The organism is Virgibacillus sp. 6R (genome assembly GCF_001895305.1).
Taxonomy (GTDB): Bacteria; Bacillota; Bacilli; order Bacillales; family Amphibacillaceae; genus Virgibacillus; species Virgibacillus pantothenticus.
This window is the reverse complement of record NZ_CP017762.1, coordinates 1,918,035-1,940,124: the sequence shown is the minus strand read 5'-3', so window position 1 is coordinate 1,940,124 and position 22,090 is coordinate 1,918,035. Positions and strand designations below refer to the sequence as shown.

The window sequence follows — 22,090 nt, the reverse complement described above, 5'->3', positions numbered from 1 at the left end:
GGGAAAATTAGCAGTTCACATTTTTCCGTCCGTCTTATCCTTTTTAAACGTAAAAACAGCAACTACTCCGTTTATACAGTTACGGAATGGTTGCTGTTGTTTGCTATCTCGCATATCACTAAGATGAAGATTTCCACAGCGGTTCTCTGAGGCAAAGTCCAAGAGATTAAGTGAGAAGGGTTCAATTGCAAGTTAAATGCTCACTTCTGTTTATAGACCTTTAACTCATAACTTTGGGTACTAACAATCAAGGAAGGATAAAAGTTATTGATTGAAGGTTTACATTATAAATAACCATTTTTCGTTAATACAGCCTTGATTTTCGTATAATCAAATGTGTCTGGAAGGGATTCCTTTAAAGGTTTTAGCTTCGGTTCTTTTAATTCTTTGCGAGCAGTTAAAATGGCTTCCTCTTCCTGAGAAGTGAAAAATACTCCCCATGCGATCGGGTACCCTTCCTTAAAGGCTTTAAATAAATGATTTTCAATGGTTTGGGCAGAAAGCTCGCGAATAGCTACAATGTCTTTGATCGCTTTCCCTGATTGAAATAGCTCATAACTGATTAAATGGCTTGGTCGGTCATCCTGTTTGTGAACAGACTTCTTTGCTGGTCTTGGCTCTTGAATCGGAATCACTTTTTGTACGTCAGGATGTTCCTCGCGCCATTTTTGAATAACGGTTAAAAAAGCTTCCCCATATTGATCGAATTTTCTTTCGCCAACCCCTTTAACCAATAACATCGCTTCTTTTGTAGTCGGAAAATATCTGCTTAATTCCTTTAACGTGGCATCTGAAAATAAAATGTAGGGCGGTACATTTTGTTCCTCAGCCAGTTGTTTTCGTAATTGTCTTAGAGCAGTAAATAAATCTTCATGATAATCCGCCGTTTCATTTGCCGGAATAGGGGCGGTAAACATCCAGACTTTCCTTTTCCCCTTTAAAACGTCGACAGATTGCTGATTCAGTTTTAGTGTAGGAAATTTTCCTTCTTCGGTCGCCAACAATTGCTCTGCAATTAAAAACTGGATCCATTCGGTAAGCTCCTTTTCTGTATAGGCGGAAAGAATGCCGTATGTGGATAAAGTATGCAACCGAAATTGTTTGATTTTCTTATCTTTGGAGCCTTTCAGTACTTTGGCAGTCATTCCAACGCCAAACTGTTCGCCCATTCGTTTTACGCAGGAGAGAATTTTTTGCGCTTCTTCTGTCATATCGACTTTCTCTTGACGCTCTACACAGTTACTGCAACGCCCACATTTCGTTTCGGAGGAAGCATGGAAATAATCTAGAATATAAGCTGTTAAGCAGCTATGTGTGTGGCAATAATTGGTCATTGCTTGCAATTTTCGGTACTCTGCTTGTTTACCAGGTTCGTCCATATTGGATTGTTCAATTAGAAATTTTTGCAACTGAATATCCTGTGGTGAAAATAACAGAATACAATCACTTGCTTCTCCATCTCTGCCTGCTCTGCCTGCTTCCTGATAGTATGATTCAATATTCATCGGCATGGCATAATGAATGACAAAACGAACGTTTGATTTATCAATTCCCATTCCAAACGCATTCGTTGCTATCATTAGCTGTTTTTCGTCATGAATAAAGGCAGATTGTGCTCTTTTTCTTTCCAATTCCGTTAAACCAGCATGATACTTTGCTACAGAATAACCTTGAGCTTTCAACTGGTCGTAAAGCGCATCTGTCTGTTTTCTTGTAGCTGTATAAATAATGCCAGATTCTGATTTTCGTTCGTTTAAAAAAGAAGCAATATAATTGCGCTTAGCTTTTCCTTTTACGACATGAAACGCTAAGTTTTCCCGTTCAAAACCTGTATTCACCACATTTTCAATATGTAATTGCTGCTGAATATCTTGAATCACTTCTGTAGTTGCTGTTGCCGTTAATGCTATCACTACTGGCTGACGGGGGAGTTTTTGCAACTGCGGAATGATTGAGCGATAACTGGGGCGAAAATCATGCCCCCATTGAGAAATACAATGGGCTTCATCAAAAGCTATTAAGGATATTCGTATGCGGCGTAACACACGCATAAAAAAGCTAGATTCAAATCGTTCGGGAGCCACATATACAAACTTATATCTCCCTAACGAAATATCTCGTAAACAGGTCTGTTGTTGCTCTGGAGATAAAGTACTATTAATATACGTAGCCGTAACTCCTAAAGCTTGCAATGCATCTACTTGATCTTTCATTAATGAGATGAGCGGGGAAATAATAATGGCGGTTCCTTCTAAAGCTAACCCGGGAATTTGGTAGCAAAGTGACTTTCCACCCCCTGTGGGCATAACAGCAAGAATGTTTTTCCCATTTATAATAAAGTCAATCGTTTCTTTTTGACCTGGACGAAAATGTTGGTAACCAAAATAGGTTTGTAATAGTTTTTCTTCACGTACGCCCATTTTCGATTTCCTCCTTTACCTCATCCATCTTAACATATTTTGCTTCATGAATAAGTAGTAATGATAGATTAGAAATAAAGTAAGACATCAATCAGTAGTGGTTTCCTTGAAAAGAAAAACGCTTTTTCTGTACCAAGCCTCTTATGATCCCACAACTTGTAGGTCCAACAAATCGAGAATATAGATGTCGCAATGCTTATAACTACTTGACAATTTCTCTACTCTTAAAGTGGGGATTTTTCTGTTACTTTAATTTGGAATAAGTGAGGGCTAATATGTTACTCTACCTCTTTGTTATTGATTCCGTAGTTTCGACAGTGCCCACCCAATTAAACTGCCAATTACAGCAGGAAATAGCCACCCTAAACCAATATTTGAAAAGGGAAGTAATGCCATATATTCAGAGGCAACAGGCATTTGCACGCCTAATTCTTGTAATCCATCATATAAGCTAACAATACTTGTGAAAAGGATAGCGCCTCGATAAACAGCTTGTTTATTTTTGAACATTGACCGCATGAATGTAAGGATGATTAGGACGATGGCGATTGGATACAAAAATACAAGTACAGGGACGGAAAAACGAATGATCGTATTTAGACCTTGGTTCGCAATGATAAAACTTGCCAGTGTAATAATTGCAGTCAGCCACTTATAGGATAGAGGACTGATTTTTGAAAAAAAATGAGAAGCAGCAACGACAAGCCCTACGGACGTTGTGAAACATGCCAATGTAACGATAATTCCTAATAATAACGTACCTGACGTACCAAATATTTGTGTGGCCGCTTGAGATAATATTTCTCCACCATTTGTAAATGTATCCCCATTTGGCATTTTGGCACTAATCCATCCCATCGTTGTATAGACTGTAGCTAGTCCAACCCCGGCAACTGCTCCAGCCTTTAAGGTTGCTTTGATGATTTCCCCTTTTGTGGATAACCCCCGCTCCTTAAAAGTTTGTACAACAATAATACCAAATGCAAGTGCAGCAATTGCATCCATCGTTAAATATCCTTCAATAAACCCTGTGAAAAAGGGGGTTTGGGCATAATCTTCGGAAGCCGAGGATAGGGGTTGATCAAATAAAATGAACCCACCAATGACTAGGGCTGCAATAGAAAGTAATAGGATAGGTGTTAGTAGCTGTCCAATTCGATCAACCATCTTGGATGGGTTTAAGCTAACTAAAAGAACCGCGAGAAAAAATATACTTGTAAATAACCATAAAGACCATGGTGTCGTTTCATTCAAAAGCGGCTCAATGCTCATTTCGTAACCAACTGTAGCTGCTCTCGGGATACCAAAGAATGGGCCAATTGCTAAATAAACGAGGCAGGTAAAGATCAGACCAAATAAAGGATGAACATCATTTCCTAGTTCTCTGGCGTCGTTTTTAACATATGAAATTGCTGTAACAGCTAGGATGGGTATTCCAATCCCAGTAATTACAAATCCTGCAATAGCAGGGAAAAAAGATGTACCTGAAGCTACACCTAGTACAGGTGGGTAGATTAAGTTACCAGCACCGAAGAATAAAGCAAATAACATAAAACCAATAATAAATGTGTCTTTTTTCATGTTCGTTCCCTCCGAATGTATAGGCCGCACCTTTCATATAAGCAAAGCAAAGGTTCTATTTTTGTGAATTAACAGACAATAATAATGCTACCCCGCTGCCAGCAAATAAAAAAATGAAAATGACAATATAATCTGAATTTTGCGCCCTTTATTGTCGGTAGTTTGAAAATATAACAAAGCAGTCATTATCTTAACAGTAAACGGTTTTCTATGTCAACGAACATAAAAGAAAAGGTAAAAAAATCCTTGTCACATTCATCATGAGATATGGGTACTCGGTATATGCTAAGTATAATTAATTCCTTCTATAAAAGTTGCTTCGTACCTTTAAGGCGGTTTATCCTTTAAAGGATAAAGTGAAACGTCAACAGTGGAGGGCTTTTATGATTGTTCGTACCGCAGAGGCATAAACAAGGACTTCTGAATCGGATCGGACATTTGACTTAAAGTTGGATATCCGGCGTACTCATATTTCACCGCATGAATGAACGCATAGCTCTTACTGTAAGTTACATGCAGGATAAAAAACGTACCAAGCTTTTAACGTCATCTTTTCAACTACTTATGAAACCTAAAACTCCATGAAATAACAAATTGCTGGATCACATCATGAAAAGAAAAAAAGTTTGCAATTATATGTTTTAAGACTTATTTGTTTAAAATTGTTTACATTCTCCCTTTTCCCCTTTAAAATGTTTTTAGCTTAATGTTTCATTTATCCCGTTTTTAAAAGATGCTCGAAAGACCAAAATATCGTTTTATGTTTTGAACGGATAAGGTAAATGAAAAGTGAACACGTGCTATTTGCAGCCGGTTTACAATTTAGACCAGAGTTTTAAGAACATGGGTTTACAACTCTATTTATAAGCAAGCAGTTCATTCTTCTGCTCCTTCAATTTAAAAGCGATAGTTAAGGGTATTATGATTGGAGGAGCATTGCTATACCTCCAATTAACTGGAGCTTTACCGATAATATTTTAGTTCAAGGAGGTATAACATGGTACCATCATTACTATTTGAAATCATGCTAATAGGTCTTTTAGGGATTGGCTCACAGTGGATTGCGTGGCGTTATCGCATGCCTGCGATTGTCGTAATGTCGATAACAGGACTGTTGGCAGGACCTATTTTGGGCTTTTTAAACCCTGAAGAAGACTTTGGCAGTTTATATAGTCCGATCATTTCGGTTGCAGTAGCAATTATATTATTTGAGGGGAGTTTAAATTTAAGCTTTAAAGAATTACGAGGACTTGGTAAACCCGTATTCCGTATTTCAACGGTCGGGGCGTTTATTGCCTGGATTCTAGGTTCTTTAACAGCACATTATATTGCTGGTCTTTCTTGGGCTGTCGCCTTCGTTATTGGTGGCTTATTTATTGTTACCGGTCCAACCGTTATTATGCCGCTTTTGCGTCAGTCAAAATTAAAAGCTAGACCAGCAAAAATTTTAAAGTGGGAAGGCATTATTGTTGATCCAATCGGTGCATTGCTTGCAGTTTTTGCCTTTGAAATCATTACCTTTTTAACTGCATCAGATCCTGATGTAGCCAAACTATTATTATTCTTTGCCGCTTCCATATTTGCTGCCATCTTTGGCTGGGCTTGCGGACGAGGAATTGGCTGGATGTTTGAAACCGGCCATATACCAGAATTTTTAAAGTCTCCTGCTGTAGTAATTGTAGTTATTCTTTGTTTTACAATAGCTGATGAAATCGTTCATGAAACGGGGCTCTTATCTGTTACAGCAATGGGAATAACACTGGCGAATATGGGGATTAGTTCTATTTCCGATATGCGTCACTTTAAGGAGAATATTTCGATTCTGCTTATTTCGACAATCTTCATTATGTTGACAGCTTCTTTGCAAATAGAAACGTTGTTGCACATATTCCGTCCAAATATTATTGGTTATGTGCTGCTTATGATGTTTATTGTGCGCCCATTATCTATTTTCCTTTCCACAATTGGAACCAGCTTATCATTTAATGAAAAAGCACTAGTTGGTTGGATTGCTCCAAGAGGGATTGTGGCATTAACGGTTTCTGGTTATTTTGCCGGAGTTTTGGCAGAACAAGGTTATGAAGATGCGCAAATTTTAACCACGCTCACCTTTGGGCTTGTGTTCTTTACCGTTGTGGCACATGGTTTTTCTATCGGCTGGCTGTCGAAGAAATTGCATCTATCCATGGAAGGAAGGCCTGGGGCAATTATTGTCGGGGCCAATCGGTTTACGGTAGAATTAGCTAAATCTCTTTCAAAAGCAGATTTCCCGGTTATTATTGTGGATTCCTCGTGGGAAAAACTGCGTCCTGTACGAGAAGCAGGAATTAACTTTTATCACGGGAATATTTTGTCGGAACAGACAGAATATAATTTAGACACCATTCCATATGAATATCTATTGGCAGCAACCGATGATCACGCATTTAATTCATTAGTGTGTACGACTTTTATGCCAGAGTATGGAAGAACAAATGTGTTTAAAATAAGTCCATTAGATCAAATTAGTGGCGATACATCAGAGGTCGTGTCAAGAGTAGGCGGCCGAATTCTGTTTGATAAGAAATTTACGATGGAAGATTTACTCGATAAATTAGATAATCACTACGTATTTAGACAGACAACATTAACCTCTCAATATAATTACAAACAATATTTAGCAGATAAAGATGATTCGACCGTATTTCTATATTTGATTAAGCCATCTGGGCAATTGAAGTTTTATTCGGAAGAAATGCGGACAGTCCCCGCTGTGGGAGATCGAATTGTCAGTTTGACACCAGCAAATAAAGAGAAAGCGAAAATCCAAGCAAAGCTGGAAATACAGCGTAATGGTCAATCGAAAGAAGGAAGCTAATTAGCTTCCTTCTTTCGATTATACCGCATGTAACTGGGCAGTACGCGGGGAATCTAACTGCGAGTCAACTGCTCGTATGTTCATCTAATAAATAGTGAGTGGTAAAAGCGTGTACTGATTGATTACTTTATACAGGACGTTTCATAGTATTAGGACATGTCCTGATACGTGTTTAGTTCATCCAACTGCCGATGCACTTCTGCAATTTCCCCTTCTAAGCGAATTAGTTGTTCCTCTGCCGAGGATACTCTTCCGCGTACATACTCCAGCTTATCTAAATCACCTTGTATTCGTACGTAGTCTGATTTTAATTCATCTAGCTTATCCTGTAATTGTTTTCGAGTCATCTCCATATCCCTCCTCATCACTAGTGTAACGAAAATGAAGTTTACAAAACAGGGAAAACGATGTATATTATAAAGAATTCTTGCGGGGGGGGGCTTGAATGGAAGTTCGATTTACAAAGTCATTACAGTACTATCTGGACATGGTAGAAGAAGAGCTGTTAAAGAAAGAAGCGTGTAATAATTTAATGCTTGGCATTTTGGAACGTTTGCAACAGGAGCAGGGAGACTGTTATTTAGGATGGGTAGAAAAGGATGGTCAATTACTCTATCCATTTTTACGTACGCCACCACATAATTGGGTACTTCCTGATTTGGAAGGCAATATGGACAAAGAGACGGTACAATGTATTGTGGAACATCTATGGAACAGAGGTTGGGGAGTTCCTGGTGTCATAGGTCCGGAATCGTACGCTACTACTTTTGCAGCGGAATGGGGAAAGCTTACAGGCTGTACTGCCTCCGTACATATGCGTGAACTTATTTACCAGCTAGATAAGGTGAAAAAGCATGCTCGGCAGACTGGAGAACTAATTGTGGCAAAAGAGCAGGATCTGCCCCTATTAATAGATTGGCTGCAACAATTTGGTAAGCAAGCTGGCGAAGAGATCTCCTTACAACGTGCAGAGCAAATAGCAAGGCGGTTTATTAAGGAGCAATCTGCTTTCTTTTGGCGGATAAATGACCAACTTGTGTCCATGGCTAATTGCTCAAGAAAGACGAGGAACGGAGCTGCTATTAATGCCGTGTTTACACCAGACCACTTTAAAGGAAATGGCTATGCTACAAGTGCAGTTGCAGCATTAAGCCAGCAGTTGCTTAATAAAGGGTATCAGTTTTGTAGCTTGTACACAGATGTATCCAATCCGATTTCTAATTATATATATCAGAAAATTGGCTACTATAAAGTTGGATCCGCAATGGTGTATAGATTTCGATGTAGTTAAAGAAGCTTGCTGTGAAGAAGGTAGTTAAACGGATTTAAAAAGATTTGTTTTCACTTACTAACGAGAAGTTATGTTGGTCAAACAAGGGTTCATTTAACTTACTGTTGGAACCTACGCTCTTCCTACTGGGCTTCGCCTCGTAGAATGGAAGAACAGTTAAACCATCAATGAACCTGCATAGGAACAATCCAAAGCAAAGAATAGCAGTTCTTGCTGTCAGTTATACGTGGGACAACCGTATGAAACAAAAAAGCGAGGTCTGTTTAATCAGACCTCGCTATAGATGTTTAAATAAGCGCATCTTCTTTATTCTTTTTGGAATCTACATATGTTTGATAAAAATGAAGAATGATCGTTTTAATTACTGCGTAGAATGGGACTGCAAACAGAATACCTAAGAAGCCAGCGATGCTTCCAGCCGCCAAGATAACCGTAATTACCGTTAGTGGATGTAAATCTAGTGCACGCCCCATCACATTTGGCGAAATTAAATTACTTTCTATTTGCTGTGCTGCAATCATTACTAATGCTACCCAAACAACCATAATTGGCTCCTGAAAGGCTCCAACGATTAATGCAGGGATGACAGCAATAAACGGACCCGCAAATGGAATAACATTCATAACCATAGCAAACAATGCAAGTGTCAGAGAGTAATTTAAGCCGATAATTAAGTAGCCAATAAACAATAAAACTCCTACAGCGAAGCTGACAATTAATTGGCCTTGGATGAAAGAAGTTAATGTAGCATCGAGCTTGGAAAGTAATGCACGTATATTGGCTGCCTTTTTTTTGGAAAAAATTTGCGTAATAAACGGTACTAGCTTTTCTCCGTCCTTTAACATAAAGAATAGGAAAAAAGGAACAAGAACTAATGATGTAACAAAGCCGATAATTTGCCCGATAAATCCAAACAGATAATTGATAACACTGTCAATATGCGACTGTAAATTATTGGTAAAATCGTTAATTGCCTTATTCACTTGGTCAGGAATAGCTGTTTGATTAGATTGCCATAAGGAAATCATATCCTGTGCCCAGTCTACCATTTTTGGAACATTATCAATTAAATTGCGGAATTGTTGTTGCGCAATCGGCGCAATATACATATATACAAATACACCAAGCAGTATCATCACGACAAAAACAAGAACTATCGAAATAATCCGATTGATTTTTAGACGTTCAAAAAAATACATTAAAGGTTTGGTTAAGTAGTAAAGGATACCAGCACCGATAATAGGTACTGCTACAGAACCAACTATTTTTATAAAGGGAAAAAATATAAAGTCTGTGACCGAGATTAATAGAATTAAAGTGAAAGCTAAAATAAAAAACACAAAAAATTGAAACCAGCGTTTATTTACCACGTGCATCCCTACTTTCCCGAGTTCATATATCATTATTTTACTTGTTTATGCCAAAAATAGAAAGTATATCTTGTAATTGAAAACTGAAATACGTTGCTTTTATCCAGTAGACTTGGGTCTTATGTATAAGCCTCTTATATAGAAATGTGCTAACATTAAGAAATACGTACGAGAAACAAAATGTTCGTTACCACCCCAAAGGGTGTTTTCTAAAAAAATGACTGTCCAAAAACCACAATATGATGTAGTTTTACTAGATCACCATATACTATATTTCGTATCAAAAATGACCAAGTGACCTTTTGGGGAGTGAATTAAATGTTTAATTATTCTGATGAAAAGCATGGGAGCAAAAAAGCGTTTTATACTATATTAGTAAAGTTTAACCATTTTCCAGCGGATGTAAACATGAAAGGGTTGCCATAGAATAATTAGTGAAAATATGCTAAAATTCGTATAGTATGAAGGTAAAAAAGAAAAACTGACTGATTGCAGTTAACTATTAGTCGGCGCAGCGAGGAATTTCGATGATTAAATGAAAATGAATAGGAAACTCCTCGTTTAGATAAAAATGTTGGAGGATAAGTGAATGATGAGCTGGGAACGTACTTTTGAAAAGTGGGATTCATATCAAAATCTAGAACCGAATTTAAAACAGGAACTGAAACAACTGAAAGCGGATCCTGTCGCATTGGAGGACGCTTTTTATAAAGAATTAACCTTTGGTACTGGTGGCATGCGGGGAGTTTTGGGAGCAGGAACAAATCGTATGAACGTTTATACGATTCGCAAAGCCGTAAGTGGTCTAGCAAACTATTTGCTGGAGCATACTGTAAATGTAAAGGATCGTGGCGTTGTCATTGCTTATGATTCGAGGCATATGTCGAAGGAGTTTGCTTTAGAAACAGCTAAAGTATTGGGTGCTTACGGAATTACCGCCTATGTTTTTTCTTCTTTAAGACCTACACCTTTATTATCATTTGCTGTACGTTACTTAGGCACCGTTTCCGGTGTAATGATTACAGCTAGCCATAATCCACCGGAGTATAATGGCTTTAAAGTATATAACGAAGATGGTGGGCAAATTACACCGAGTCAAGCCTCAGAAATTATTACGTATATTAATCAGGTAGAGGATGAGCTATCTGTTCCCTATTTGGAACAGGACGAATTAGAAGAGCAGGAGTTAATCAATTGGATCAAAGATGAAATTGATAATGCTTATTTAGATAAGCTGCAGGGCATTTCAAAATGGTCAGCAGATGAAATGGCTAAAGAAAAGACGATGCCAATTGTTTTTACTCCGTTACATGGAACTGCCTCTCAGCTCGTACCTAAAGGGTTAAAACAGTTGAATTTTACAAATGTTCACGTGGTAAAGGAGCAGGCGATTGCAGATCCAGAGTTTTCAACTGTTGCTTCGCCTAATCCTGAGGAACACCAAGCATTTACGATGGCTATTGAACAAGGTAAACAAACCAATGCAACCATTCTACTTGCTACAGATCCAGATGCAGATAGACTAGGTGTCGCAGTGAAAAATAGTGCAGGTGATTACCAAGTGTTGACGGGCAACCAGCTTGGGGCATTGATGCTAGATTATCTACTAGCTCATAGTGACAAAGCGCTATTAAGAACCGGACGCATGATTAAGACTGTCGTCACATCTGAGTTAGGTAAGGCAGTTGCTGATTACTATGGTATTAAGACATTGAATACATTAACTGGCTTTAAATTTATCGGTGAGAAAATTAGAGAGTTTGATAGCACAGGCGAATCCTTTGTTTTTGGTTATGAAGAGAGCTATGGGTATTTAATTAGCAGCTTTGCTCGTGATAAAGATGCAGTACAAGCTTCAATGATTGCTTGTGAAATGGCGTACTACTGGCAGCAACAGGGCAAGACACTTTTAGATGCTTTATATGAACTATTTGCTCGCCATGGTTATTATTTTGAAAATATGCAATCTATCACCCTAAAAGGAAAGCAAGGCTCAGAAAAAATTCGTTTGATTATGGATTATGTACGTAATGAGCCTTTACAAAAATTTGGGGGTCTGGAGGTAGAACAAACAGAAGATTATTTGGCCGGTACAAGGAAATTTAAAGATGGTCAAGTCGAAAACATCGAGCTGCCCAAAGAGAATATGGTGAAGTATATTTTGGAACGGGATTGTTGGATCTGCTTACGCCCGTCTGGAACAGAGCCAAAAATTAAATGTTATTTTGGTGTACGTGGAACGAGTGAAGCGGATAGTAAAGATAAATTGGCAACATTACAAGCTTCCATGGATAAAATTTTGCAAGCAACAATTGAGGTGTAATCTGGTAAATTAATAGTTGACATTTCTCCTCAGAAGAGGTTTAATAATAAAGTGATTTTATTCCTATAAATAAATGTTCAAGAGATTATTTTTTGTCATGCAGTATCTTTATGATAAATCTTTTTGAACAAGTTTTTATAAAGGGGAGTAGCTGTACAATTTTAGTCGTCATTACGAGATCATTCTCCGGCTGAATTGGCAACGATCGTTGTTAGCGAGACCTTTACCAATCCTGGTAAGGGTCTGTTTTTGGTGGTTCTTACCGGTTGGTAGGAACCTTTTTTTATAGCTTTGCTACACTATTTGTTGTTTTTGGCTAATGTATGCGAGCTATAGCACGGATGGGGTTTTTCCTAACTGGAAAAGTTTCGATCGCCATAGAGGAAGGAGAAGATAAGGAATGGGCGTTGATTTACTGATCGAATATTTATGGGTGTTAGTTGTGCTTATTGGTTTAGAAGGACTGTTGGCTGCAGATAATGCGCTTGTTTTAGCGATTATGGTGAGGCATTTACCTGAAAAACAGCGTAAAAAAGCATTATTCTACGGGTTAGCTGGTGCGTTTGTTCTCCGGTTTGGATCATTATTCGTTATTTCGTTTTTAGTTGATGTTTGGCAGGTACAAGCACTCGGTGCGCTTTACTTACTATTCATATCTCTGAAACATTTATATGACCGGTTTAAACCGAGAAAAGGAGTGGAAGAAGACAAGCAGACAAAGGAGAAAAAGGGAAGCAGTTTTTGGATGACCGTGTTGAAAGTTGAGTTTGCTGATCTTGCTTTTGCAGTCGATTCTATCTTAGCTGCTGTAGCACTAGCCGTTGCCTTGCCAGCAACAGAATTAGGTCATATAGGAAGTCTAGATACAGCACAGTTTTTAGTCGTGTTTGCCGGTGGTATGATTGGGTTAATTATTATGCGATTTGCGGCAAATATATTTGTAGGATTGTTGAATAAACGACCTGGTTTAGAAGTGGCTGCTTTTGTTATTGTCGGCTGGGTTGGTGTGAAGCTTAGTTTGATTGTACTTGCACATGAAGATATCGCACTTATCCCACATGATTTTCCACATTCAACCTTATGGAAAGTCATATTCTATGTGGTACTTGTAGGAATTGCTGTCATTGGTTGGTTCTCTTCAAGTGATAAGAAGGCTACAGTAAAAGACGAAGAGCGGGTGAAGGATTCAGAGAAATAAACCGGAAGACTAACGTGTTTTCATATATTGCTTCTATGCTTCCATCCAATGTTACAAAAATTGGACGGAAGCATTTTTTTAAAGCACAAGTCAAATAGCCGATCCTGTTTAGATTCCATTAGTCATACCCTTTTGGCACATCAATTAGCTGGTGATAAAACCTTCACTGAATGAAGCTTCACTTTATTGTTTTTCGATAGTCAATTTATAATTGTCTGGTATAACATTTGCCTTTTTTGCTTCTAAAAGATATTTCTCCGCTTCTGTATAAGTTTCAAAAATCATCTCTTGTTCATTTACTGCGATGATAGCCCGTACCCGATTATGTCCAATTGCAACTATTCGATACATGCAACCTCTCCCTTTACTTGTTGAAGATGATAACTGTCTCCATTTACCTTGGCATGTAACTAGCAGTAAGACCGACCCTTCCATGTTTCAAATGAACCCCAGGGAAATCAGGAGGTTAACTGCCAGCAACGCTCGATTCTGTACAAAGGCGATTCATACCCTAGTGGTAGTAGCAACCAGTGGGGGAAAAGCCCTCAACGATTGATTTCATTTTATTAAAAAAGCCGAAAAGGTTTGCTTCCTTTTCGGTTTATGTCCAAGCGCTAATGTCTCGACATTCCTGCCAGTTCATGTATCTATACAGCTTGTAGGATCATTACTACATAGCCTATGTCATGATGGAAATTCCAATCAACAAATATATCCTCCATTTGTTGATTTAAAATGGATTCCAAATATTCTCTGTCCATAATATTTTTTTCCAGCTTTCGTTTAGAAAGTCTTAACTCTTCTTCAAAGCCGGAGGAAATGAGCTCTTTCTCAATGGTAACGAGGATATCCTCTCGCTTCGATACAATGGTTCGCTCATTTAAACGAACAGACTTTATATTGCGAGGCGCTTTTTGTGCCTTTTCTGTAAAGCGTTCTATCTCCTGATGAATTCCTGTCCTTTCTTCGTTTGAAAGCGAGCTGGAGTTGTTCATAATATGTGTTGCTTTTATTTCTGCAAATAGAATGCCGCTTTTGTTTGTTAAATTCCAATCATAATAAAGTTGTAGTACAGTAATTCCAAATTCGTTTTGCCATATCCTTTTTAGCTCAGGAATACATTTATTCATGACGACATCTCGTGCCTGTTCTATTTTTATGTTTTGTTTTTGCTCGAGTAACACACTCTCCATCGGAGTTATAAAGTCTTTTAGATAAATCGTTAAATAGGAATGGGCTAAGGATACATATAATGCCCCGGGTCCTTTACCGAAATAGCTTCTTAATAGTTTACCAGTTGCACTGGCAATGGAAGCTTCTGTTGACTTTACTTTTGTTTTCACTTAGAGTCATCCTTTTTTGTAGGAACACACCTTTTTTTGCATTCCCTTTTTTTAGTATATCATTACCACATAGATAGTGACAAGAAACCTCCCTATTACAGTTATGTAAAAAATCTTAACATTATATGCGAATTGTGATAGATTTTCAGTAACAATTTGCTGTGGAGGCATTTATGACTGTAAAACATTCAAAAATAGAAATATTGCGTACTTCTTTAACGTTAGGGTTAACCTCCTTTGGCGGTCCTGTGGCTCATTTAGGTTATTTTAAGTCCGAATATATTGATAAGCGTAAATGGCTGGACGAAAAAACCTATGCGGACATTATCGCTCTGTGTCAATTTTTACCAGGTCCAGCTAGTTCACAAGTGGGCATTGCAATTGGAATGCTAAGAGGTGGATTGTTGGGCGGAGTAATGTCCTGGCTTGGATTTACATTGCCATCTGTGATTGTTCTTGTGCTATTCGCTTTCTTCTATCAATACATTTAGCTCGTATGTAGGTACGATGATGAATGGGATAATCGGAGCTGTTATTGCTACTGGCGCTATCTTTTTACCTTCATTTTTACTGATCGTAGGCGCATTGCCGTTTTTAAGTGAGCTGCGTGAACGTTCCAGCTTTCAAGGTATGTTGACGGGAGTAAATGCTAGTGTTGTCGGTTTATTATTAGCAGCGTTTTATGATCCAGTATTTACGAGTTCCATTTTGGATGGAGCCGACTTTGGGCTAGCAGTTATTTTATTTGCTTTATTACATTTTTGGAAAGTCCCAGCGTGGCTAATTGTGATCATAGGTGTGATTGCGGGAGAGATTATTCATCTGTTTGTTTAACGTGAGCTGGAGACAACCTATCTTTTACAAGGATAAAAAATACATGCAATTAAGACAGTTGCCAACATATGTAGTTGGCAACTGTCTTTTTTGCACTATAGGAAAGTATAAGATTTTTTTGGTTTATAGTATAAGAAAAACAAAAGGGTTTCGCCATTAGACTTGGCGACAAGCCAAGTTTTTCTAATATAAAGATTATATAGGGAATAGTTTATAAGACGATATATTCGTATCTAAGGTTATTATTTTGATAAAAAAACTGGTTTGATTCCTTGACAGCAAGGTGAAAAAATTGTAACCTAATTAAAGTCTTAGTATTTTTATCGGATTAATATATTATTAGTGCCACGGCTGGTGCAACATGCATATGATAAATTCAACCAGATATGCAAACAATATTATAAAGGAGGTAATTGGTATGGGAATGTATACGTTATTGAATGTGGCGATATTATTAGTACTTATAGGAATTCTTATTTGGATGCAGAAAAAACATTTTTCCTTCACCAAGCGTGTGTTTACCGGTTTAGGTGCAGGGATAGTTTTAGGTGCTATTCTCCAATGGGCTTATGGAGCTGGGTCTGACATATTGACGGAAACAACAGATTGGTACAGTATTGTTGGTAGTGGCTATATTCGCTTTCTAATGATGATCGTTATCCCGCTCGTCTTAGTGTCAATTATCCAATCCATTATTAACTTGGAAAAAACAGCAGAATTAGGAAAAATGGCAAGCTGGATAATTGGGATTTTAATTTCGACGACGATGATCGCTGCTTTAGTTGGTATTGTTTCAGCTACGGTGTTTGATCTGAGTGCCGAACAGATTGAAGCAGGGCAGGCAGAAAACGAACGAGGAACGATCTTGGAATCTACTTTAGAAGAGGTAGAAGAACAGACTACAGCGCAAAAAATTGTTAGTTTTATACCGTCAAATATTTTCTTAGATATGACAGGTGATCGATCCACCTCCGTAATTGCTGTCGTTATTTTCTCTGTGATTGTAGGGATTGCTGTTTTAGGTGTCCGCAGAAAAAATCCGGAACAGGCTGAAATGTTTACGAAAATGGTTAATGCGTTATATGCAGTCGTTATGCGGATTGTTACCCTTATTCTTCGTCTAACGCCATACGGGATTTTAGCATTAATGGCTAATACAGTAGCAAGTACAGATTTTGCAGGTATTTTAGAGTTAGGCAAGTTTGTAGTTGCTTCATATGTCGCTCTGTTTGTAATGTTTGTCATCCATTTGATCTTAGTAGGTTTATTTGGTCTTAATCCGTTTATATACTTGCGTAAAGCTATTCCAGTTTTAGGATTTGCTTTTACATCCCGTTCTAGTGCTGGAACGATCCCATTGAATATCCAAGCCCAACAGCACGCTTTAGGTGTTGATCAGGGGATAGCGAATATGTCGGCTTCCTTTGGCGCAACGATGGGGCAAAATGGATGCGCAGGTATTTATCCGGCGATGCTTGCAGTTATGATTGCACCGACGATGGGAATAGATCCATTATCCCCAGGGTTTATTTTGCAGCTTGTTTTAATTGTCGGAATTAGTTCCTTTGGTATCGCTGGAGTTGGTGGTGGAGCCACTTTTGCTGCATTAATTGTCTTATCATCTATGAACATGCCAGTCGCTTTAGCCGGCTTATTAATCTCAATTGAAGCTTTTATCGATATGGGGCGAACAGCGCTTAATGTGAATGGTTCCATGGTTACTGGAACGTTAACAGCGAGAATTTTAAATAAGCTAAACGTTAAAACGTATCAGGATAAATCTGCAATTCAAGAAGCACCGGAAATATAGAGAAACCCTAGGTTGATTTTATTAGAAAAAGTGATGTGATGCTTACTTCTTAAGAGGAAGTGAGCATCTTTTTTGTTGTATAGGAATCTATAAAATGAGGTGCTTGTGGATAACGAAATAACCGACTAGTCACGTCCGCGCATGAGCCCGGCAACGATGCGACTTTAGAAATGCGCATTACAGTAAGTCATCATCTGTTCGTCGCTAAGAGGAAGGCCGACTAAAAACGGGCTTGCCGCCAGACGTCGGCATACCCCTGTTTTAGTGGCATGATTCCTTTATCCCGTAAAAAGGCGTTGTAGACTCCCACTTCAAGAATGGAAGATGTGAGCTGAACAAGTCGAAGCGGGAGGTAACAGCACCTAAGTCCCCGATTCGTTCAAGGGCCTTTAGGTCATACCCTGGTGGTACTAACAATCAGCGGGGATGAAGAAAACCCCGCTGATCGAAGTTCACTTTTAGTTGATTCGTTCCATTTGCTACGTTGCTAAATGGGCGCCCACCTCTTAGCGCAAAGAATAATTCTAACTTTAAAAACAAATACCTTTGTTTGGAAATGGTGTATTAGCACAAGTTTTTAGAGACTAAAATAGTTTAAAGATAGATTTTCTGAAATTGCTGTTGCCTAAGAGTTTCATAGGAAAATGTGCGATATGTAAAGGTGAAATATGTTACTATTTGAGTAGTTAAGTTAAAGTTTTTATGGGAGAAATGAAAGAGGAGGAGTATATGATATTTTTTAAACAATTATTCGTTAAAGTCATTAAACTTAATCATTGGTTTTTACTTTTTGCAACACTTACATTAGTGTTTGCAAGCAGTTATTTTATTTATTATCTAGAACCAGATACATTTGCTAGCCCATTTGAAGGCTTGTGGTGGACGATGACTACTGTAACAACGGTCGGCTATGGAGATGTTTCGCCAACAACAGTTGGTGGAAAGATTTTTGCTATGTTTTTATATATTGTTGGAATCGGCTTAATGACCATTTTTATTGGTAAGGCAATTGATTTTTTGAGCATTCGCAAGCGATTAAAGGAGGAAGGTAGATTGAATATTACTACAGAAGACCATATTATTCTCGTTAATTGGACGAAGAAGGCAAGGATCACATTAGATGAGATTTTACATACGTTTAAGGATATTCCGATTGTTATCATTGATGAGAAAATCGAAAAAACGCCACTGATCCATGAACAGGTTGAATTTGTTCAAGGTAATCCTGCCAATCGCGATGTATTGTTCCAGGCAAATTTGCTAAAAAGTAAGTCGGTCATGGTATTTGCTTCTGAAGATGGCGTAGCCACCTCTCAAGCAGACGGTCAAACATTGCTTATTGCTACAACGTTAGAGAGTATAGGGAAAGAATTCTCGCAAAATATTTATACGATTTGCGAAGTATTGGAATCAACACATATTCCGGCCTTTAAGCATGCTGCCGTCGAAGAATTTATTACTGCGAACGATACTGCGGCTCACTTAGCAGCTCGCTCCATTTTATTTAATGGTTCGAGTGAAATTATTAGACAATTAACGAGCCATCATGGTTATGATCTATATTCGATTGGAAAAAAGGCAGATTGGAATACATTTGAACACGCTCGAACTGCGTTAGCTGCCCAAGGAGCGGTATTATTATCTAATGGCAACGATATATCGATTATTAACCAACTGAAAGAGCCAATTCCGCACGATGCACAGCTATTCATTATTTGTGATGAGGATGTATATACCAACCTGCTTCGTCAAGGTGTTCCATCCTACTAATGTTTTTAATCATTCATCTATGATGATCTTGTAAAAAAGTCAAAACTTCTTCTAGGTTTTGGCTTTTTTTCACGGCTTCATAACTTTGCCATGGACAACCCCGTTCTTTTACAAGCTCAACGACGTTTTTTATCGTAAAGTTTTGTGGAGTTAAATCATCCGTTACTTCATTCCAAAATAAGGGCATGGCGACTGTTCCTTCCGAAGTTTTTCTAGGCGAGTAAGGTGCAATAATCGTTTTTCCTTTGCCATGTTGGACGTAATCAATATAAAGCTTGTCATTACGTTTATGCTTGAATCGTTCAGTGGTGAATAGTGCTGGGAAGGTGCCTTCTAATGTAAATGCTATGGTTTGGGTGAATAAGGCAGTATCTTCGTAGGTCATGCTTCCACTTGGAATCGGGATATATACTTGCAGCCCTTTATTTCCCGAAGTTTTGACAAAAGAGATCAACTGTAATTCATCAAATAGATATTTCATATTTAAAGCTGCTTTGATTGCTAAAGAAAAACGGTCTCTGCTTGGTGGGTCCAAATCAAAGACAATTTCTTCAGGCGTATTTGTTGCAATGGTTTGAAATGGCGTATGAAATTCTACGGTACCATGATTGGTTAACCAGATGAGGTCGTTTAATGTTTCGCAAACGATACTATGTTTTTCCTTGTGTTCATGTCTTGGCATAAAAGCAGGTGCGTAGGTGGGCAAATGTTTTTGGAAAAAATGTTCCTTATCTATTCCATCAGGCGCGCGAATAATTGTAAGTGCACGCCTTTTAAAAAACGTCAGCATGTAAGGAGCTATTTGCCGAATATAAAGCAAGAGGTCTGCTTTCGTATAACCTGGTTTCGACCAGAAGACTTTGTTAAGATTTGTTATTTCAACTTCTGTTGGAAACATAGCCTGATCAAGCTGTAGCTTTTCCCAAGTCAATTCTTCTGGACGCGCGTGTGGAAGTATTTGTTTGAAAGCTGGCTCACGTAATTCTTGCTTATATAAATCAAGGCTATGGATGGCTGTACAAATAGCAGGAGGCAAAATGTAAGTATTGCTTTTTTGTTCTCCTTTTGTTTGAAATAATTGTCTTAAAATATCCATTTCTTTTGAATCAAGCCCATGCTTGCATTTCCCAATGGAGGCGATTTGGTTATGTTTATATACACTTACTTGAAAATAATCGTTATTTATATCTAAAGCTGTTAAAAAGCCACTTAACGACCTCCAGTTTTTTATTTTATACCAGTCTTGGTGATTATTCCCTTGCTTATAGAGACTATTTTTCCGCTTTGCTATCATACCTTCTCCAAGATGTATAAAGATTTCCTTCCAAAGCTGGTCGGGGTTTGTGTAACTTGGTACATATATAAGTTCTTGTGAGAAAGGGTAAGTTGTAAATAGTAGTTGGAGGTATTCTTTGCGTTTTTCCAAATCAATCGATAACAAAGATTCCCCTTGGTGCTGCAGTATATCGAAGACCATAAAACTGGCAGAACGTTGATTAGAAGCGGTTTCGATGCTAGATGTTGCCTGTAGTCTGGCACGTTTTTGAACCCACTCAAAATTTGCTTGATAGAGTTGGTTTAATATGACGAGTTCTCCATCCATTGTTAAGGGCAAATGGGATTCGACTTGTTCTTGGAGCTGCAAACAGGCTTGGATAATTTCTGGAAACTGTTTACTTAAATTTGTATTATTTTTACTCCGTAGTTGAATAAGTTCTTTAGTCCATTGTAATGTGCAACGATAGCCATCGTATTTTACTTCATATAACCATTCTTTACCTCTGGGGATATCTACACTGGGTATAGGCTTCATGACATGCATTTTCTGTTCTCCTTTCTAAAACCTAGTTTGATACAGAAACAAGAATAATAACCATACTTGGATAAAATTCCTTACGCTTTGGCAAACTACGGTTAAGGAGGAATGAGAATGCATACGATGTGGAAAGGAACGATCAGCTTTGGTCTTGTGAACATCCCTGTAAAAATGCATGCCGCTACTGAGAATAAAGATATTCAATTAAGGCAATTGCATAAGGAATGTCAATCACCTATTAAATATGAGCGTACGTGTCCTGTATGTGAACGCCCAGTTAAAAACGAAGAAATTGTCAAAGCATATGAGTACGCAAAGAATAAATTCGTTGTTTTGGACGAAGAAGAGCTGGAAGCATTAAAACAGGAACAAGCAGATAAGGCTGTAGAAATTGTTGATTTTGTACAACTTGCTGAGGTTGACCCCATTTATTATGAAAAAAGCTACTTTTTATCTCCAAATGAAGGTGGCGCTAAAGCTTACGGCCTATTGCGTAAAGCATTGAAGGAAACCGAGAAAATTGGTATTGCCAAAATGATGATTCGCTCTAAAGAACAATTAGCAATCATTCGTGTTTATCAGGATACATTAGTTGTCGAAACGATACACTATCCAGATGAAGTACGTAGTGTTGCAGATGTACCTAATGTTCCTAAAGAGGTGGAGGCAAACTCCCAAGAATTGGATACGGCAAAGATGCTGATCGAACAATTAACGACAGCTTTTGATCCGACAAAGTATAAGGATGAGTACAGACATGCTTTGCTTGATTTAATTGAGCAAAAGAAGGAGCAAGATCAAACGGCTACTGCGCTGGATAAGCCTTCACCAGATGCAGCAACAAATTTGATGGATGCTTTACAAGCTTCATTAGAACGAGCAAAGCAGGATAAGCCGAAACCAAAACAGCCACAGCTATCCAAACAAAAGGAAAAAAAGGTAAAAAAGAAGAAAACAGGGACATAATTGTATCCGCTTTTGGTAAGAAACCACCATGGCTCGCCTAGAGCGCGAGCCACCATCTATGATGAAGAATTTTGCTTTATAATGTTTAGATTCTTGAAATACTACCTAAAATAAATAAGTTATATAATGGTAAATAGCGTTTTCTTCATACAAAGTAAAAGTAAATCATTGGATAAAGGTGTTTTTCCCCTATATAAGGTACGTAGGACTTATCTTCAGGAGTTGGATAATCTTTGCTGCGACCTGCAACAAGTCTAAGGGGGAAGGTAACAGACCTAAATGCCCGTTTAGCAACGTAGCGAATGGAACGAGATAAACGTGGCTATTCGGTTATTTCGTTATCTCCAAGCTCCTCATTTTATGCTTTCTTATCTTTTTAAAAAGAAGTAATCCAGTAGATTACTTCTTTTAACGATTCTATTACATATAGATGGTTATTTTGCAACCCGTTTACAAAACGCTAACAAGTGTATGAAAACGAGTGCTTTCATATGCAAACGGTGTCCAAAAA

At 38.1% G+C, this 22,090-nt stretch carries 14 protein-coding genes and 1 pseudogene; 8 read left to right on the top strand and 7 right to left on the bottom strand.

Translation table 11 applies throughout. The features are described 5' to 3' along the window. Nucleotides 1-284: 284 nt before the first annotated feature. Together recQ and brnQ are read right to left on the bottom strand one after the other, a co-directional pair. Nucleotides 285-2,420 carry a DNA helicase RecQ gene (gene recQ / locus BKP57_RS08800; RefSeq protein WP_072741364.1) on the bottom strand — a complete coding sequence of 712 codons (2,136 nt, stop codon included), beginning with the start codon at nucleotides 2,418-2,420 and terminating at the stop codon, nucleotides 285-287. A 294-nt stretch (nucleotides 2,421-2,714) separates the two neighbouring features. Beyond that, nucleotides 2,715-4,001, bottom strand: a complete 1,287-nt coding sequence (gene brnQ / locus BKP57_RS08795; RefSeq protein ID WP_072741363.1) for a branched-chain amino acid transport system II carrier protein — start codon at nucleotides 3,999-4,001, stop codon at nucleotides 2,715-2,717. A 997-nt stretch (nucleotides 4,002-4,998) separates the two neighbouring features. On the opposite strand from brnQ, the gene BKP57_RS08790 reads away from it, so the two are divergent. Beyond that, nucleotides 4,999-6,858, top strand: coding sequence for a cation:proton antiporter (locus BKP57_RS08790; protein WP_050350905.1), 1,860 nt, complete (start codon nucleotides 4,999-5,001; stop codon nucleotides 6,856-6,858). A gap of 149 nt (nucleotides 6,859-7,007) precedes the next feature. Here BKP57_RS08790 and BKP57_RS08785 read toward each other — a convergent pair whose 3' ends face one another. Beyond that, nucleotides 7,008-7,205 (bottom strand): SE1832 family protein, encoded by a 198-nt coding sequence (locus tag BKP57_RS08785; protein WP_050350906.1) that lies wholly within the window; start codon nucleotides 7,203-7,205, stop codon nucleotides 7,008-7,010. Between the two features lie 98 nt (nucleotides 7,206-7,303). On the opposite strand from BKP57_RS08785, the gene BKP57_RS08780 reads away from it, so the two are divergent. Continuing rightward, the gene (locus BKP57_RS08780; protein WP_050350907.1) at nucleotides 7,304-8,149 is read left to right on the top strand and encodes a GNAT family N-acetyltransferase; all 846 of its coding nucleotides are present in this window, start codon (nucleotides 7,304-7,306) and stop codon (nucleotides 8,147-8,149) included. 287 nt (nucleotides 8,150-8,436) lie between these two features. Here BKP57_RS08780 and BKP57_RS08775 read toward each other — a convergent pair whose 3' ends face one another. Further along, the gene (locus BKP57_RS08775; protein WP_249664735.1) at nucleotides 8,437-9,525 is read right to left on the bottom strand and encodes an AI-2E family transporter; all 1,089 of its coding nucleotides are present in this window, start codon (nucleotides 9,523-9,525) and stop codon (nucleotides 8,437-8,439) included. Nucleotides 9,526-10,108: 583 nt separating this feature from the next. On the opposite strand from BKP57_RS08775, the gene BKP57_RS08770 reads away from it, so the two are divergent. Both BKP57_RS08770 and BKP57_RS08765 read left to right on the top strand, forming a co-directional pair. Beyond that, nucleotides 10,109-11,842: a phospho-sugar mutase gene (locus tag BKP57_RS08770; RefSeq protein ID WP_050350909.1), complete on the top strand. Its 1,734-nt coding sequence runs from the start codon at nucleotides 10,109-10,111 to the stop codon at nucleotides 11,840-11,842. 400 nt (nucleotides 11,843-12,242) lie between these two features. Then, entirely contained in the window at nucleotides 12,243-13,040 is a 798-nt protein-coding gene (locus BKP57_RS08765; protein WP_050350910.1) for a TerC family protein, read from the top strand. 183 nt (nucleotides 13,041-13,223) lie between these two features. Here the strand turns inward: BKP57_RS08765 and BKP57_RS22025 are convergent, their stop codons facing one another. Beyond that, nucleotides 13,224-13,391, bottom strand: a complete 168-nt coding sequence (locus tag BKP57_RS22025; protein ID WP_156875303.1) for a hypothetical protein — start codon at nucleotides 13,389-13,391, stop codon at nucleotides 13,224-13,226. A gap of 296 nt (nucleotides 13,392-13,687) precedes the next feature. Continuing rightward, a complete protein-coding gene (locus BKP57_RS08760) occupies nucleotides 13,688-14,383 on the bottom strand; it encodes a Na-translocating system protein MpsC family protein (RefSeq protein WP_072741362.1) in 696 nt (231 codons plus the stop codon). Between the two features lie 173 nt (nucleotides 14,384-14,556). Here BKP57_RS08760 and BKP57_RS08755 point away from each other — a divergent pair. From BKP57_RS08755 to BKP57_RS08745, 3 genes and pseudogenes are all read left to right on the top strand, one after another. Continuing rightward, nucleotides 14,557-15,217, top strand: a pseudogene (locus tag BKP57_RS08755) (chromate transporter). 418 nt (nucleotides 15,218-15,635) lie between these two features. Then, nucleotides 15,636-17,027: an L-cystine transporter gene (locus BKP57_RS08750; protein ID WP_050350914.1), complete on the top strand. Its 1,392-nt coding sequence runs from the start codon at nucleotides 15,636-15,638 to the stop codon at nucleotides 17,025-17,027. Nucleotides 17,028-17,756: 729 nt separating this feature from the next. Next, nucleotides 17,757-18,797, top strand: coding sequence for an ion channel (locus tag BKP57_RS08745; RefSeq protein ID WP_072741361.1), 1,041 nt, complete (start codon nucleotides 17,757-17,759; stop codon nucleotides 18,795-18,797). A gap of 13 nt (nucleotides 18,798-18,810) precedes the next feature. Here BKP57_RS08745 and ligD read toward each other — a convergent pair whose 3' ends face one another. Next, nucleotides 18,811-20,619: a DNA ligase D gene (ligD, locus tag BKP57_RS08740; protein ID WP_072741360.1), complete on the bottom strand. Its 1,809-nt coding sequence runs from the start codon at nucleotides 20,617-20,619 to the stop codon at nucleotides 18,811-18,813. A gap of 108 nt (nucleotides 20,620-20,727) precedes the next feature. On the opposite strand from ligD, the gene ku reads away from it, so the two are divergent. Then, nucleotides 20,728-21,579 (top strand): non-homologous end joining protein Ku, encoded by an 852-nt coding sequence (ku, locus tag BKP57_RS08735; protein ID WP_050350917.1) that lies wholly within the window; start codon nucleotides 20,728-20,730, stop codon nucleotides 21,577-21,579. Nucleotides 21,580-22,090 lie beyond the last annotated feature (511 nt).

Coding starts and splice junctions, on each gene's coding strand:
- recQ (WP_072741364.1), bottom strand. CDS start 2,420: ATGGGCGTACGTGAAGAAAAACTATTACAAACCTATTTTGGTTACCAA.
- brnQ (WP_072741363.1), bottom strand. CDS start 4,001: ATGAAAAAAGACACATTTATTATTGGTTTTATGTTATTTGCTTTATTC.
- BKP57_RS08790 (WP_050350905.1), top strand. CDS start 4,999: ATGGTACCATCATTACTATTTGAAATCATGCTAATAGGTCTTTTAGGG.
- BKP57_RS08785 (WP_050350906.1), bottom strand. CDS start 7,205: ATGACTCGAAAACAATTACAGGATAAGCTAGATGAATTAAAATCAGAC.
- BKP57_RS08780 (WP_050350907.1), top strand. CDS start 7,304: ATGGAAGTTCGATTTACAAAGTCATTACAGTACTATCTGGACATGGTA.
- BKP57_RS08775 (WP_249664735.1), bottom strand. CDS start 9,525: ATGCACGTGGTAAATAAACGCTGGTTTCAATTTTTTGTGTTTTTTATT.
- BKP57_RS08770 (WP_050350909.1), top strand. CDS start 10,109: ATGATGAGCTGGGAACGTACTTTTGAAAAGTGGGATTCATATCAAAAT.
- BKP57_RS08765 (WP_050350910.1), top strand. CDS start 12,243: ATGGGCGTTGATTTACTGATCGAATATTTATGGGTGTTAGTTGTGCTT.
- BKP57_RS22025 (WP_156875303.1), bottom strand. CDS start 13,391: ATGTATCGAATAGTTGCAATTGGACATAATCGGGTACGGGCTATCATC.
- BKP57_RS08750 (WP_050350914.1), top strand. CDS start 15,636: ATGGGAATGTATACGTTATTGAATGTGGCGATATTATTAGTACTTATA.
- BKP57_RS08745 (WP_072741361.1), top strand. CDS start 17,757: ATGATATTTTTTAAACAATTATTCGTTAAAGTCATTAAACTTAATCAT.
- ligD (WP_072741360.1), bottom strand. CDS start 20,619: ATGCATGTCATGAAGCCTATACCCAGTGTAGATATCCCCAGAGGTAAA.
- ku (WP_050350917.1), top strand. CDS start 20,728: ATGCATACGATGTGGAAAGGAACGATCAGCTTTGGTCTTGTGAACATC.